The sequence below is a fragment of the Pantoea sp. BJFS-204 genome (assembly GCF_049310725.1).
Lineage (GTDB): Bacteria > Pseudomonadota > Gammaproteobacteria > Enterobacterales > Enterobacteriaceae > Pantoea > Pantoea agglomerans.
This window is the reverse complement of record NZ_JBMOWE010000001.1, coordinates 74,069-89,874: the sequence shown is the minus strand read 5'-3', so window position 1 is coordinate 89,874 and position 15,806 is coordinate 74,069. Positions and strand designations below refer to the sequence as shown.

Below are 15,806 nucleotides of genomic sequence, written 5' to 3'. Positions count from 1 at the left end.
TCTTTTATCATCCCGACGGCGGAATGCCGTTTTGGTATTATCAGCGTAGACAGGGAATAGTCATTTCACCACTAAACCAGCCAGAGAAAAAAATAAAGAGATGAATTCAGAGATAATTAACGAAGAGAAGAGCGCAGCGGCAATTTTATTTCCGCTGCGCTTTTATTCAGAAAGGTCGAATTCCGCCACCCAGCGTCATCTGCGCTGACTGCCATAGCGCGATACCCGCTACGATTAAAATCAGACTGCCGGTTAAGGCCAGCGCGGGGATCAGCAGTCGCGTCATGCCTGCGGTAACGCCAGGCTGTGCCAGCCGTTGCGCCACCGTGCGCGCCTGCTGAACCAGCAGGCCAATCGCCGAAATGGTCAGTGCCGTGCCCAGCGCCATCACCGCAGCAGAGATAACCCCCCAGCCATAGACACCAATCACTTTGGCAAACAGCAGCATCATAATCGCGCCGGAACAGGGACGTAATCCCATCGACACCACCACCAGCAGCTGGGTTTTCACGCTGAGATTGCCGCTCATCTGCTGCGGTGTCGGAAGATGTGCGTGTCCGCATCCGCACTGATCGTCATGCTGATGGTGAGGTTTGAAGGTGCGAAATACCGGGGCCGGACGCGGACGCAATGTCCGCCACAGCGAACGCAGCGCCCGATAACCGATCATCACGCCCAGCCCGATCACCAACAGATAACTGCCCTTCTCCAGCCAGAAACTGCTGAGATGCAGCTGTCGCGATGACGTTTTCAGCAGCACCAGCATCACCGTCACCAGGGCAATCGCCACCGAACCCTGCAGCAGTGAGGCGAGCAGCGTCAGCCTGATACTGGTTTTCACTCTGGTGGGATGGGTCGCCAGAAAAGTCGCGATCACCACTTTGCCATGGCCCGGCCCCAGCGCGTGCAGTACGCCATATAGCAGGCTGAATATCACCAGCGAAATGCCTGCCTGGTGGGGCTGCTCCGCAACCTGCTGTAGCAGCTGAGTCATCTGCCGATGCAGATCTTTTTGCCACAGTACGCTCTGCATCAGAATCTGCGGCCAGTAGAGCCAGACCAGCAATGCGCTGCTCAGCAGCACGCCCGCCATCAGCCACAGCGGCCAGAGGCGGGAAGCCCGTAACGGAGTGGAGATTACTGACATGTCAGTATCACCGTCTGGGCAAACTGGCGGCCTAAATCCATCTCCTCTGCAGGCGCGTCGGCTTTATCCAGCGACAGCGCATACTGCTTCAGTGAATCATTGGGCTTTGGCGTGTTCAGCGCGAACTTGCAGCGCGCCTGCAGCGCCGTCGGCAGCGTTAACGCACCGGGATTGTCATAGAACATATCGACGAAATAGGTGGGATCAAAAGTCAGGATCTCAAAGCGCTGCCCGGTCAGCTTCGGGGGTTCCGCCAGCGGCAGAATAAATTCCAGCACCGCTTTATGGCCGTTACGTGACAGGTTGTATTCGGTTGGCAGATTCAAAAACTTTACCCGCTGTTGGTTGTGCCAGATTTCAGAAAAGTAGTGCTGGCCCAGCACGTTCGCCATCACGCCTGCCGCCAGCTTCTTCCACACCACGCTGCCTGGTTTCGCCTCGCCCGCGTCATAAAGCAGATCGGCGGAGGTAATCTCATCCATGGTCCAGGTCATCTTTAATCCGGTAAAGGTGTCATCCTGCGCCACCAGTTCGGTTTTCATATCGATGAAGCTGTGAGGATGTGCCATTACAACCGGACTTAAGGCCATCAAGAGGGCAAAGAGTGTGCGTTTCATAATGTTATAAAGTAACGTTCCCGATGAAAAGAATCTATAAGTAACAAAATTTTGTGACCCGCCTTAAACCTCCGGCAAATAAACCGCGTAAACCGCGCAGGCGCTGACGGGGTTGACTATTCTTAGCTCAAAATAGCCTGCTGGAAACCTGATTGATGAGTTCTGCTACCCCTTTGGCACCACTCTTCACCCGCTCACAGCGTCAGTGCCATCTTTTATTGCTGCTGTTTCTGCCGACACCCGTGCTTACGCTTGAAAAAGTCTGCCAGCTGAATGGCGTCGATCCTGCTGTTGCCCGACAGGATATCGCGGATGTGGGCCTTGAGATACAGCGATATCATCAGCTGGAATTGCATCAGATGGTGGATGGCAGCTTTCGTCTTCATGGCACAGAGTTGGATCGGCGCCTCTGTCTGCTGCACAACCTGCGACGCAGTTTGCGTTTATCGCAGGATTTCGTCTGCGACCATTTTGCAGCTCCCCTGCGTCAGCGCCTGAAGGTGATGAAGATTGAGAAGGCGCTGTGGGATGAGACCAATTTACAGGCGCTGATCCAGCACTGTAGCCTGCGTCTGAAGCGCGATTTCAGCGAACGCGACCGGCTTTTTCTGCAGATTTTCATGAAGTATGGATTATGCCAGCGCCAGCCGGTGCTGTTCAGTGAAGCGCAGTGTCACTGGCTGCAGCAGAAGGCTGAGCGGCAGGCTGCCGAGGATGTGATTCACCACTGGCGCAAACGCTGCCACCTTGCGCCGCCCGTCAGTGAAACCGACTTCTGGACACTGCTGTTCAGCCAGATACATACGCCTGTCGTGGATGCGATTGCCCATCCTGCTGATCAGCAGTTAATGGCTGCGACCCAGCAGTTAATTAATGACTTTGAACGGTGTGCCGACATCACTTTTGCTGATCGCGACGAGCTGCTTAACCAGCTTTATCCTCATCTGGCGCAGGCGCTGGATCGCACCCACTTCACTATCGGCATCGACAACAGCGTGGCGCTGGATGTCAGCCGCCTCTATCCCCGCCTGTTGCGCACCACTCAGCAGGCGCTGCAGGCGTTTGAGCAGCAATACGGGATTGCGTTCAGCCCGGAAGAGGTGAGCTTAATTACCGTTATTTTTGGTGCCTGGCTGATGCAGGAGAATGCGTTGCAGGAGAAGCAGGTGCTGATTCTGACGGGTGACGATACCGATCTGGAGCAGGATGTGGAGCAGCAGATCCGGGAGATCACGCTGCTGCCGATCAATATTACCTATCAGGACGTGAAACAGTTTCAGCGGGATGGCGCACCGCGGGATGTGGACATCATCATTTCGCCCTACCCCACCTCGCTGCCACTCTTCTCTCCGCCGCTGGTGCATGCGGAACTGCCGCTGACGTTACACCATCAGCAGCGGATTCGTTATTTACTGGAGTCGTAGCCGGGACGCAGAAATAGCGCGGGCAGCGCCACCAGTGCCATCACCCAGAACAGATGCCCCTGCAGATGAGCGAACAGGACGCCGCAGATCATGGTCATTATCGCAATGCCACCCCCCATCGCCAACGCGGAATAGAGCGACTGCAGACGGATCACTTCCGCTCCCTGACGCGCCGCGATAAAGCGCATCGCCGCCAGATGACAGACGGTGAAGCTGCCACAGTGAAGAATTTGCGCCACAATCAGCAGCGGCAGCGCGGTAGTGGCGCCCATCAGACCCCAGCGGATTAACGCACAAATGCCCGAAAGCAGCAGCAGATCGCGCGCGCTCCAGCGGCGGAACAACCGGTTGCTCAGGGCAAACACGACGATTTCGGCCACCACGCCCAGCGACCAGAGATAACCCACCGTGGAGGCGGAATAGCCACTTTCCTGCCACCAGATAGCACTGAAGCCGTAATAGGCGGCGTGCGCACCCTGCAGCAGTGTTACGCAGAGCATAAATCGCCATACCGCATTCTCACGCAGCAATTCACGCCACACCTGCCAGCCGCCGCCCGCCGCGCCCTGCCGTTCATTACCCTGTGGCTGGGTGGCGGGTGACAGCATCATGCCTGCCAGCATAGAGATGACGCCGACGGAAAGCAGCAGCAGAATGGCGTTTGAAGAGTAAGCACTGACCAGCACGCCGGTTAATGCCGAGCTGATCACAAAGGCTAGCGAACCCCACAGCCTGACCGGCCCATACGCCAGCCCTATCTGCTGTGTCCAGGTGGCGGCCAGCGCATCGCTAAGCGGGACCAGCGGCGAGAAAAAGAGGTTAAAGCCGATCATGACCGTCAGCAGCCACATCCACTGCTCACCCACCCAGAAACCGGCAGCGAACAGGCAGGACATCAGCGCCAGCAAACGCAGCGCCGTAATCAACCGTGAAGGATTTTTGACCTGAGAGGCGATAAGCAGACTGCCGACAAAGCGTGCCACCATGCCACAGCCGAGCAGCAGGCCAATCTTTTCAGCATCGAGACCGGTGCCTTTCAGCCACACGCCCCAGAATGGCAGATAGATGCCGTAACAGAAGAAGTAAGTGAAGTAGCCCAATCCGAGCCATCTGGCGGAGCCGATTGCCATATTCCCTCCAGCAAGAGTGCTGCCTGGCAGCATGAGTGGGCGCTACTCTGGCAGAGCGCCGCAGGACAGGCAATAAAAAAGGATGGCTGATGCCATCCTTTGTATGCTGTCTCACAACAGGTTAACGATTAAGCGTAGACCGGCAGACGGCTGCAGATTTCCAGTACTTTCTTTTTGGTGCGCTCAATGGTCGCTTCGTCATTGACGTTATCCAGCACATCCGCGATCCAGCCAGCCAGCTCACGCACGTCCGCTTCGTTGAAGCCACGACGGGTAACAGCTGGTGTACCGATACGGATACCGGAAGTCACAAACGGGCTTTTCGGATCGTTAGGTACGCTGTTTTTGTTAACCGTGATGTTGGCACGGCCTAGCGCCGCATCCGCTTCTTTACCGGTCAGGTTTTTGCTCACCAGATCGATCAGGAACAGATGGTTATAGGTGCCGCCAGAAACGATGTCATAGCCACGCTCAATCAGCACCTCAACCATCGCTTTGGCGTTTTTTGCCACCTGCTGCTGGTAGGTTTTGAATTCCGGCTCCATCGCCTCTTTGAACGCAACCGCTTTACCAGCGATAACGTGCATCAGAGGACCGCCCTGACCGCCAGGGAAGACAGCAGAGTTCAGTTTCTTATAGAAATCTTCGTCGCCGTTTTTCGCCAGAATGATACCACCGCGCGGACCCGCCAGCGTTTTGTGAGTGGTAGAGGTCACGATGTGCGCATGCGGGATCGGACTCGGGTAAACGTCTGCAGCAATCAGGCCGGCAACGTGTGCCATGTCCACAAACAGCCATGCACCTACGCTATCCGCGATTTCGCGCATTTTCGCCCAGTCGCAAACGCCGGAGTAAGCTGAGAATCCGCCAACGATCATTTTTGGCTTGTGGGTTTTCGCCAGTTCAGCCAGTTCGTCGTAGTCAATTTTACCGGTCTCATCGATACCGTAAGCCACAACGTTATAGAGTTTGCCCGACAGGTTAACCGGTGAGCCGTGAGTCAGGTGTCCACCGTGCGCCAGGTTCATCCCCAGAATAGTATCGCCCGGCTGCAGCAGCGCGGTGTAAACCGCAAAGTTAGCCTGTGAACCTGAGTGTGGCTGCACGTTAGCGTAATCGGCACCAAACAGTTCTTTTGCGCGATCGATCGCCAGTTGCTCAACGATATCAACGTACTCACAGCCGCCGTAGTAGCGTTTGCCCGGATAGCCTTCAGCGTATTTATTGGTGAGCTGAGAACCTTGTGCCTGCATAACACGCGGGCTGGTGTAGTTTTCAGAAGCAATCAGTTCAATGTGCTCTTCCTGACGCACTGTCTCCTGCTCCATCGCCTGCCACAACTCGGCATCGTAATCGGCAATGTTCATATCACGCTTTAACATCCGGATCTCCTGACTCAGCTAACTTTCTGACGGTATTTACCCCCCTTCAGGGGCGAAGGCCCACAGTGTAAACCGTTTTAACAGGTGAAGGTAGGGTGAACCTCCTCTTTTTACGCAAACGATTGGCTGGCTACTGGCAGGGCTTTTTTACACCTTTTCACCCGGTTCAGACGCCACGATTTTTCTTCAGGGTGTGACGGCGGTTTCTAAGGATGCACCAAAAAGTTGCCACTTTGACAACCGGGAAATTTATCGGGTTATTTACACCACAGGCGAGACGGCTATAAGATGCATTTTAAATACATCTTTAAATGAGAGGCCGCTTTTATGCTTGATGCACACACTATCGCCACGGTTAAATCGACCCTGCCTGCCATCGCCGCCTGTGGTCCTGCGCTTACCGCACACTTCTATGACCGCATGCTGTCGCACCATCCTGAACTCAAAAATGTTTTCAATATGAACAACCAGCGCAATGGCGATCAGCGTGAAGCGCTATTCAACGCCATTTGCGCCTATGGCGCGAATCTGGAGAACCTGGCCGTGCTGCTGCCTGCGGTGGAAAAGATTGCGCAGAAACATACCAGCCTGAATATTCAGCCTGCGCAATACGCCATCGTCGGTGAAAATCTGCTGGCAACCATTAAAGAGCTGCTGAATCCGGGTGAAGAGGCGCTGGCAGCCTGGGGCCGGGCCTATGGCGTACTGGCAGATGTGTTCATTAATCGCGAAGAGGAAATTTATCAGGCGACGGAGCAGCAAACTGGTGGCTGGCGCGGCACTCGTGCGTTTCGCATCAGTGCTATTGAGCAGCAGAGCGAGGTGATTAAAAGCTTTACCTTCAGTCCGGTAGATGGCGGCCCGGTAGCGGCCTTTAAACCGGGTCAGTATCTGACGGTGCATCTGCAGCCCGCCAGTTTCGAACATCACCAGATTCGTCAGTACTCGCTTACTCACCTTAGTAATGGCAAAGATTATCGGATTGCGGTGAAACGTGAAGCGCAGGGCACCGTCTCCGGCTGGCTGCATCAGAATGGCAAAGTGGGTGATGAGCTGATGCTGGCCGCACCGCATGGCGACTTCTTCCTTGAGGTCGATGCTGCAACCCCGGTGGCGCTGATTTCCGCGGGCGTGGGTCAGACGCCGATGCTGGCCATGCTGCATGCCCTGGCGGCCCGCCAGCACCGCGCGCCGGTCAGCTGGCTGCACGCAGCAGAGAACGGCAAACAGCATGCATTTGGCCCGGAAGTGATAGCAACGGGCGCTCAGCTCACCGATTTCGTCAGTCAGGTCTGGTATCGCGATCCCGCCGCTGAAGATGCTGGTCGCTATGACGCGCAGGGTCTGATGGATATCACCGCGATCTCCGCACGTCTCGCCTCACCCGACACCCACTTTTACCTCTGCGGTCCGCTGCCCTTTATGCAGCATGTGGTGGCGCAACTGCGTGATGCCAGCGTGGCAGATACACGCATTCACTACGAACTCTTTGGCCCGCATAAAGGGATGTAATTGAGCAATAAAAAAAGCCCGCAGCGCGGGCTTTTTTATGCTGATAAAGAGACAATCAGATCGCCTCTTCATCCTCTTCGCCAGTACGGATGCGCACCACGCGCGCCACGTCGAAGACAAAGATTTTACCGTCACCGATTTTGCCGGTCTGCGCAGTGCGCATAATGGTCTCGACGCAGGTATCAACGATATCGTCGCCCACCACCATCTCGATTTTCACTTTAGGCAAAAAGTCGACCATATACTCTGCGCCGCGGTAAAGCTCGGTGTGCCCTTTCTGGCGGCCAAAACCCTTCACTTCACTCACGGTCATCCCGGTGATGCCGACTTCCGCTAAGGCTTCACGGACATCATCGAGTTTGAATGGTTTGATAATCGCATCAATCTTTTTCATGTCAGACCCTTTTTCACTCCCTCCATGGTCAGAGGGTTTATCAAGTATAAATGTTGCTGGCGCTGTCGGGCGGTAATATCCGGGATTCTTCAGGTTGCCGCAAGCGCTGCCAGATTATGCTGACCGCACCCATTCTGATTCGGGCCTGAGCAGGCAACCTGCCGGTATCACTCCGCAGCCTCCGCTACTCTTTGAAATCACTGGCATCCAGCTCATGACGAGACAGCAGCTTATAGAACTCCGTGCGGTTGCGTCCAGCCAGACGTGCGGCATTGGTTACATTGCCTTTGGTCATCTGCAACAGCTTACGCAGATAGTTCAGCTCAAACTGATTGCGCGCCTCAGCAAAGGTCGGCAAAGCACTATTCTCACCGCTTAACGCCTGCTCCACCAGCGCATCGCTGATCACCGGCGATGAGCTCAGCGCTACACATTGTTCAATCACGTTAACCAGCTGACGCACATTGCCCGGCCAGCTGGCCGCCATCAACCGCTTCATCGCATCAACGGAAAAACTGCGGATCTGCGGTTTATGCCGTTCCGCCGCCTGACGCAACAGATGATTAGCCAGCAGCGGAATATCTTCAGTGCGCTGATGCAACGCCGGAATCTTCAGGTTCACCACATTAAGACGATAGAAGAGATCCTCGCGAAACTCCTTTTTCTCCATCGCCTTCGGCAGATCGCGATGCGTGGCTGAAATAATGCGCACGTCAATCTCAATATCATGATCGCTGCCCAGCGGCCTGACCTTACGCTCCTGCAACACCCGCAGCAACTTAACCTGTAGCGGTTGCGGCATATCGCCAATCTCATCCAGGAACAGCGTCCCGCCACCTGCAGTTTTAAACAGACCGTCACGGGCACTGACTGCGCCGGTAAAGGCCCCTTTGGCATGCCCGAACAGCTCTGACTCCAGCAACTGCTCCGGCAGTGCGCCACAGTTAATGGCGACAAAGGGCTTGCCGTTTCGCGGGCTGGCGGCGTGAATCGCCTGTGCCAGCATCTCTTTACCGGTACCGCTCTGCCCGTTAATCAGCACGCTGACGTCCGACTGCGCCACCATATGCGCCTGTTCCAGCAGCCGTAACATCAGCGGGCTGCGGGTGACGATCGCTTCCCGCCAGCGGTCATCGCTGACCGGCGCCTGCTGAGCCAGTGCTTCATCGATCGCTTTGTAAAGCGCATCTTTATCCACCGGTTTAGTCAGAAAGCTGAAGACGCCCTGCTGCGTGGCGGAAACTGCGTCCGGGATAGAACCGTGCGCCGTCAGGATAATCACTGGCAGACCGGTGTGGCGTTTCTGGATCTCGCCAAACAGCGCCAGACCATCCATCTCATCCATCCGCAGATCGCTGATCACCAGCTCGATTTTTTCTTTCTGCAGCAGACGCAACGCTTCGGGTCCGCTGGCCGCGGTGGTGACCTGATACCCTTCGCTGCGAAGACGCATGCCCAGCAGCTTTAGCAGGCTGGGATCGTCATCCACCAGCAGCAGTTTTGCCGCTTGTCTGACCATTATTGCTCCTCATCCTGCGGCAGCGCAGTGCCGTGGCCGCTGTCAGAAACATCCGGGGCTTTCCGCGATGAAAGCTGGCGCTCAATATCAGTAAGCCGCTCCAGCTTATGCTGCGTGTCGCTGAGCTGCTGCTGCTGTTTAACCATCTGCTGGCGTATCGCCTCCAGCTGGGTATCGCTGCTCTGTTGCAGATGAACATAACGGGTGCGCGCTTCACTCAGGTCGAGCTGCGCGGCCTGATTACTGCGCCACAACTGGAGCAGCGGACGCACAGACTGCGGGAAATCGCTGCTGTAGCGATCCAGGGTTTCAACATAGCGACGACGCTCCACTGGCGTCACGTTGCCGTTCGACATCAGCACGCCCTGCTTGAAAGCGCGCGACCAGCTCTCAACCGGCCAGCGGTGAGCTTCGGCTCGGGCCTCGGCGGGGGAAAGGCGTTCAGCGCAATCGATCGCCCGCATCCAGTAGAGGGGATTACTCAGTGCCGCACTATTCTCTATCGTCCACAGGTCACTGCAGCGGGTCGCCAGGTAATCAGCCACGCTGACCTCGGGTTCCGCCACCTGATGGCCTGACGGCAGGGATGAGGTGGCCGGGGAGGTCGTACATCCGCTGAGCAGCAGCGTGGTCAGTGTGCTCAACAGCAAAGCGGGTAAATATTTCATCAGTCAGACTTTCCCGGCTGTGGTGTTCAGTTCAATTCGAAAACAGACATCAGCCTGCTCGCAGGAGACCAGCGTCAGGTCGCCATGCATCCGGCGCAGGCAATCTTTGGCAATACTCAATCCCAGCCCGCTGCCTTTTACCGGCCCTTTGCGCTGCTGGCTACCCTGGAAGAAAGGTTCGAAAATCATTGCCTGCTCTTCTGGCGGGATCGGCGTGCCGCTGTTCGCGACATCAATCCAGACCCGATCGCCCTGCTGCTGACTGCGCAGCCAGATGGTACCGGATTCGCTGCCGTAGTTCACGGCGTTCGAATAGAGATTATCGATGACCCGCATCAGTAACATCGGTTCGGCAAGGCAGTGACTGACCTCCAGATCGACAACCGTCTGCATGAGTTTGGCGCGCGCCGAGAGTGCATGTGCATTCACCACCCCCTCCACAATTTCCGCCACGCTGACCGGTTCCAGCTGGATCGGGCCATCTGCCAGTTTACGGTTGTAATCAAGCAGCTGTTCAATCAGCCGCTGCAGATGACGGCTGCTGCCGTCGAGGATAGTGACCACCTCTTTTTGATCGGCGTTCAGCGACCCGGCTACCTCGTCCGCCAGCAGTTCGGTGCCTTCACGCAGGCTGGCCAGCGGCGTTTTCAGTTCGTGAGAAAGATGGCGCAGGAATTCATGGCGCTGCGATTCCAGCCACTGAAGCCGTTCGCTGAGCCAGACGATGCGCTGTCCCAGCGAGCGTAACTCGCGCGGGCCGCGAAATGTCACGCTGTTACCCAGTTCCCGGCCTTCGCCAAGCCGGTTGATCATCCGCTCAATACGCTTGACCGGCCCGATAATCATGCCGGTAAACAGCGTCATCAACGCCAGACTGATGATAAACAGAATCAGCGCCTGCCAGCCAAAAAACTGGCCGCGATCGGCAATTTCGCGCTGCAGCTGAAGGCCGCGCGAAAACACCACTTCGCGCGTGTCCTGCACCATCTGCGCATTGGTGGCAGAAAAACGATCCAGCGCCTCTGCGGCAGGCGTAACCGGATTGCCGTTATCGCACTTTAACGGTGTCAGCAGCGGCAACGTCGCCTGTAAAGTCTGGAATGCGGGCAGCTCGGGCAGGCTGGCGCTGTGCGAACTCAGCATCTGGCTGTAGCGGGTGTGCTGGGTCTGATAAAGGCGCGCCAGCGAGGCATCATCCAGCACGCAGTACTGGCGATAGCTGCGCTCCAGCTCCACTGCCGTTCGCGCCATCGCCTCACTTCTGCGAACGTCGGTGAAAGTATTGCGGTTGGTATCCGCTGCCTGTTCGCTTAACGCAGAGAGACTTTCCCACGCCTGCCAGGCCAGCACCAGCAACGGCAGCAGCACCAGTACAAACGCCATCAGCACCAGCTGACGCAGAGAACGGGGAAATAAACGCCATTTTTTCACGCAGCCGCTTCCTTAAGATTTGCTGTCTGGATGCTAACGGACTCTGTCAGCGGAAGAAAGGTGTCGGCGGAAGAAAGGGGAACAAAAGAAAACGGCAGGCTCAATGGCCTGCCGCTGGCACGACGCGTGATGCATCGCGTAAAAATGGGTGGAGCCTTACTCAACGTTACGTCCGGTGTTTGATAACGCAAGCGATTATCGGTCAGTTGGACGGCAGGCTCCGTTTGGTGCGTCATTCGGGCTTTATGAGCTCTTCTCCGCTAAGCGGGGCAATCATAAACAGGTGAATGAGCAGCTGCATGAGTATAGCAAGTTCCATGCCAGAAAATAAATCATTATATTTTTCAGCAGATTGAATAAGCTTACCGGACAACTGTTGCGCAAAATCTGATTACAGTAAGGGAAAACTGTCTCCGCTGAGCGACATGAAATCGCGCCGGATGGGCGTTCATTAAAAATCAACGAGATAGATGTCGCCAAAAAGAGACAGTACGACATGCTCATTGTCGCCATTTGCCAACAGAGTCACAAAAAAGAGCAGGAGGCACACTGGCCTCCTGCTCTTTTCAGCGGATTACATTAACCCAGCTGTTTACGCGCATTGCGGAAAATACGCATCCACGGGCTGTCTTCGCCCCACTCTGCCGGATGCCAGGAGTTGCTGACGGTGCGGAATACCCGCTCCGGATGCGGCATCATGATAGTGACGCGACCACTTTCATTAGTCACGGCAGTGATGCCGTTTGGTGAGCCATTCGGGTTAGCCGGATAGGTTTCTGTTACCTTGCCGAAGTTATCGACAAAGCGCAGTGCCACCAGCCCTTTCGACTCCAGCGCCGCCAGATGCGTAGCATCACGCACTTCAACAAAGCCTTCACCGTGCGAAACGGCGATAGGCATATGCGAACCGGCCATGCCGTCCAGCAACAGCGATGGACTGGCGGCCACTTCTACCAGACTGAAACGCGCTTCAAAGCGCTCAGACTGGTTACGCACAAAGCGCGGCCAGAGATCGCTGCCTGGGATCAGTTCACGCAGATTAGACATCATCTGGCAGCCGTTGCAGACGCCCAGCGCCAGGGTTTGCGGACGGTGGAAGAAGGTTTCGAACTCGTCACGCACGCGCGGATTAAACAGAATCGATTTCGCCCAGCCCTCACCGGCACCCAGCACATCGCCGTAGGAGAAGCCGCCACAGGCGACCAGCGCCTGGAACTCTTCCAGACCGCGACGTCCGGCCAGCAGATCGCTCATGTGAACGTCAATGGCGGTGAAACCTGCCCGATCAAAGGCGGCGGCCATCTCTACATGGGAGTTCACGCCCTGCTCACGCAGCACAGCGACCCTTGGACGTGCGCCAGTGGCGATCATCGGGGCAGCAACATCTTCCTGCGGATTAAATGTCAGATTAACGTTCAGGCCAGGATCGCTGTCGTTTTTCTTCGCTTCATGTTCCTGATCGGCACACGCCGGGTTGTCGCGCAGACGCTGCATCTGCCAGGTGGTTTCCGCCCACCAGGTACGCAACGTGTTGCGGCTTTCACTGTAGACCGCACTGTCACCAGAACGGATCACAAAGCGATCGCCCGGCTGCGCGCTGCCCAGCAGATGCGTCGAGTCGGCAAGGCCGTGATCCGCCAGGATCTGCTCAACCACGGCGCGATCGGCGGCGTTGATCTGAATCACCGCGCCCAGCTCCTCGGTAAACAGGGAGGCCAGCGCATCGTTACCCAGCGAGGCGATGTCAACGTCGATGCCGCAGTGACCGGCAAACGCCATCTCGGCCAGCGTCACCAGCAGACCACCGTCGGAACGATCGTGATAAGCCAGCAGTTTCTGCTCAGCCACCAGCGCCTGGATGGCATTGAAGAAGCCCGCCAGCTGAGCGGCATCGCGCACGTCGGCAGGTTTGTCGCCAAGCTGACGGTAAACCTGCGACAGCGCGGTTGCGCCCAGCGTATTCGCGCCGTTGCCCAGATCGATCAGCAGCAGCAGGTTATCCTGATCGGCCTGCAGTTGTGGCGTGACGGTGCGACGGACATCTTCGACGCGGGCAAAAGCGGTAATCACCAGCGACAGCGGTGAGGTCATTTCGCGCTGTTCGCTGCCTTCCTGCCAGCGTGTTTTCATCGACATCGAATCTTTACCGACCGGGATGGTGATCCCCAGCGCCGGGCAAAGCTCTTCGCCGACCGCTTTCACCGCCGCATATAAACCGGCATCTTCACCCGGATGACCGGCTGCGGACATCCAGTTTGCGGAAAGCTTCACACGCTTCAGCGAACCAATATGGGTAGCCGCCAGGTTGGTCAGTGCTTCACCGACGGCCAGACGACCCGATGCCGCGAAGTCCAGCAGCGCAACCGGTGAACGTTCGCCCAGGGCAAACGCTTCGCCGTGATAGCTGTCGAGGCTGGCGGTTGTCACTGCACAGTTGGCAACCGGGATCTGCCACGGTCCCACCATCTGGTCGCGCGCAACCATGCCGGTCACGCTGCGGTCACCGATGGTGATCAGGAAGGTTTTTTCCGCCACGGCAGGCAGATGCAGCACGCGATTCACCGCATCGACCAGCGTAATGCCGTCACGCTGCAGGGCAGTACCCTGTGTCTGCTGCGTCACCACATCCCGCGTCATCTTCGGCGTTTTGCCCAGCAGGACATCAAGCGGCATGTCGATCGGCTTGTTACCGAAATGACTATCTTCCAGGCTCAGGTGCAGCTCTTCGGTGGCTTCACCAATGACCGCGAACGGTGCGCGTTCGCGCTGGCAAATTGCCTCAAACTGCGCCAGCTGATCGGGTGCCACTGCCATCACATAACGTTCCTGTGATTCGTTACACCAGACCTCCAGCGGACTCATGCCTGGCTCATCACTCAGGATGTCACGCAGGTTAAACCGGCCGCCACGACCGCCATCGCTGACCAGCTCCGGCATCGCATTGGAGAGACCGCCAGCGCCCACGTCGTGGATAAACAGAATCGGGTTCTCATCGCCCAGCTGCCAGCAGCGGTCGATCACTTCCTGACAACGGCGCTCCATCTCCGGGTTATCACGCTGTACCGAGGCAAAGTCGAGATCGGCATCAGACTGGCCCGAGGCCATCGATGACGCCGCGCCGCCGCCCAGGCCGATGTTCATTGCCGGACCGCCCAGCACCACCAGCTTCGCGCCTACGGTGATTTCACCTTTCTGCACGTGATCGGCACGGATATTCCCGATGCCGCCCGCCAGCATAATCGGCTTATGGTAGCCACGCAGCTCAGTGCCGTTGTGGCTGGTGACCTGCTCTTCATAAGTACGGAAGTAACCATTCAGAGCCGGACGACCAAATTCATTGTTAAATGCAGCGCCGCCCAGCGGGCCATCGGTCATGATTTCCAGCGCGCTGACGATGCGGGCCGGTTTGCCGAAGTCCTCTTCCCACGGCTGTTCAAAGCCAGGGATACGCAGGTTCGATACGGAGAAACCGACGAGGCCCGCTTTTGGCTTTGAACCCCTTCCGGTTGCGCCTTCATCACGGATCTCACCACCGGAACCGGTCGCAGCACCAGGCCACGGCGAGATGGCCGTTGGGTGGTTATGGGTTTCCACCTTCATCAGGATGTGTGCGGCTTCCTGATGCCAGCGGTATTCGCTCTCTCCGGCGTCAGCAAAGAAGCGGCCAACCTCTGAGCCTTCCATCACAGCGGCGTTATCTTTGTAAGCAGAGAGCACGTAGTCCGGCGTCTGCTCCATGGTGTTTTTGATCATCTTAAACAGCGACTTTGGCTGTTTCTCGCCGTCGATAATCCAGTCGGCGTTGAAGATCTTGTGACGACAGTGCTCAGAGTTCGCCTGCGCAAACATGTAGAGTTCAATGTCGTTGGGATTGCGGCCCAGTGCGGTAAACGCCGCCACCAGATAGTCGATTTCATCGTCGGCCAGCGCCAGACCCAGTGAGATATTCGCCTGAACCAGCGCCTGACGGCCCTCACCCAGCAGATCGACACTTTTCACCGGCTGTGGCGTGTGATGCGCGAACAGCTGTTCAGCCTGCGCCAGATCGCCGAAGACCGTTTCCATCATCCGATCGTGCAGCAGTGTGCCCAGCGTTTGCCACTGCGCTTCCGTCAGTTGTGGGGCCTGTACATAAAAGGCCAGGCCGCGCTCCAGGCGACGGACCTGCGGCAGACCGCAGTTGTGGGCAATGTCAGTGGCTTTGGATGACCAGGGCGAAATGGTGCCGGGACGAGGCGTCACCAGCAGCAGACGCCCCTGTGGGGCATGTTCAGCGAGAGAGGGACCATATTTCAGCAGGCGCTGCAGACGGCTCTGTTCGTCAGCGCTTAAGGGCGTGCTGACATCAGCAAAATGGATGTACTCAGCGTAAATATCACTCACCGGCAGATGAGCGTCCTGAAAGCGGGTCAGCAGTTTGTTTACACGAAATGCCGACAGGGCGGGCGAACCACGCAGAATTTCCATTAATAAATCTCTCGTCAGGGCGCCGGGCGACGCTTCATTGGGCGCAACAGGGAAAACGGGGCGTATTATAGAGAAAGCGACCTCGCGACGAAACCGTTTGCGCACAATTTTTGGC

Annotated in this window: 11 protein-coding genes; 2 read left to right on the top strand and 9 right to left on the bottom strand. The window is 56.9% G+C overall.

What is annotated here, in order from left to right; genetic code table 11:
- Positions 1 to 166: 166 nt before the first annotated feature.
- Positions 167 to 1,147 carry a nickel/cobalt transporter gene (locus tag ACO6VX_RS00440; RefSeq protein ID WP_163850718.1) on the bottom strand — a complete coding sequence of 327 codons (981 nt, stop codon included), beginning with the start codon at positions 1,145 to 1,147 and terminating at the stop codon, positions 167 to 169.
- Entirely contained in the window at positions 1,138 to 1,764 is a 627-nt protein-coding gene (locus ACO6VX_RS00435; RefSeq protein ID WP_179257487.1) for a DUF1007 family protein, read from the bottom strand. Before ACO6VX_RS00435 ends, ACO6VX_RS00440 begins: the two co-directional genes overlap by 10 nt.
- 155 nt (positions 1,765 to 1,919) lie before the next feature.
- Here ACO6VX_RS00435 and csiE point away from each other — a divergent pair, with 155 nt between their 5' ends.
- Positions 1,920 to 3,188, top strand: coding sequence for a stationary phase inducible protein CsiE (gene csiE, locus ACO6VX_RS00430; protein WP_422457378.1), 1,269 nt, complete (start codon positions 1,920 to 1,922; stop codon positions 3,186 to 3,188).
- On the opposite strand, the gene ACO6VX_RS00425 is transcribed toward csiE, so the two are convergent.
- Positions 3,170 to 4,318 carry a 3-phenylpropionate MFS transporter gene (locus ACO6VX_RS00425; RefSeq protein ID WP_422457377.1) on the bottom strand — a complete coding sequence of 383 codons (1,149 nt, stop codon included), beginning with the start codon at positions 4,316 to 4,318 and terminating at the stop codon, positions 3,170 to 3,172. The genes csiE and ACO6VX_RS00425 overlap by 19 nt on opposite strands.
- A 128-nt stretch (positions 4,319 to 4,446) precedes the next feature.
- Entirely contained in the window at positions 4,447 to 5,700 is a 1,254-nt protein-coding gene (glyA, locus tag ACO6VX_RS00420) for a serine hydroxymethyltransferase (RefSeq protein ID WP_010257616.1), read from the bottom strand.
- Between the two features lie 327 nt (positions 5,701 to 6,027).
- On the opposite strand from glyA, the gene hmpA reads away from it, so the two are divergent.
- Positions 6,028 to 7,212 (top strand): NO-inducible flavohemoprotein, encoded by a 1,185-nt coding sequence (gene hmpA, locus ACO6VX_RS00415; RefSeq protein ID WP_089415031.1) that lies wholly within the window; start codon positions 6,028 to 6,030, stop codon positions 7,210 to 7,212.
- Between the two features lie 55 nt (positions 7,213 to 7,267).
- On the opposite strand, the gene glnB is transcribed toward hmpA, so the two are convergent.
- From glnB to purL, 5 genes are all read right to left on the bottom strand, one after another.
- The gene (gene glnB / locus ACO6VX_RS00410) at positions 7,268 to 7,606 is read right to left on the bottom strand and encodes a nitrogen regulatory protein P-II (protein ID WP_003848647.1); all 339 of its coding nucleotides are present in this window, start codon (positions 7,604 to 7,606) and stop codon (positions 7,268 to 7,270) included.
- Positions 7,607 to 7,790: 184 nt separating this feature from the next.
- Entirely contained in the window at positions 7,791 to 9,125 is a 1,335-nt protein-coding gene (gene glrR, locus ACO6VX_RS00405) for a two-component system response regulator GlrR (RefSeq protein ID WP_010257627.1), read from the bottom strand.
- Entirely contained in the window at positions 9,125 to 9,793 is a 669-nt protein-coding gene (qseG, locus tag ACO6VX_RS00400; RefSeq protein ID WP_033758654.1) for a two-component system QseEF-associated lipoprotein QseG, read from the bottom strand. Before qseG ends, glrR begins: the two co-directional genes overlap by 1 nt.
- 3 nt (positions 9,794 to 9,796) lie before the next feature.
- Complete coding sequence (locus tag ACO6VX_RS00395) at positions 9,797 to 11,224, bottom strand: sensor histidine kinase (protein WP_191918343.1); 1,428 nt, start codon at positions 11,222 to 11,224, stop codon at positions 9,797 to 9,799.
- A gap of 579 nt (positions 11,225 to 11,803) precedes the next feature.
- Positions 11,804 to 15,691, bottom strand: a complete 3,888-nt coding sequence (gene purL / locus ACO6VX_RS00390; protein WP_033769678.1) for a phosphoribosylformylglycinamidine synthase — start codon at positions 15,689 to 15,691, stop codon at positions 11,804 to 11,806.
- Positions 15,692 to 15,806 lie beyond the last annotated feature (115 nt).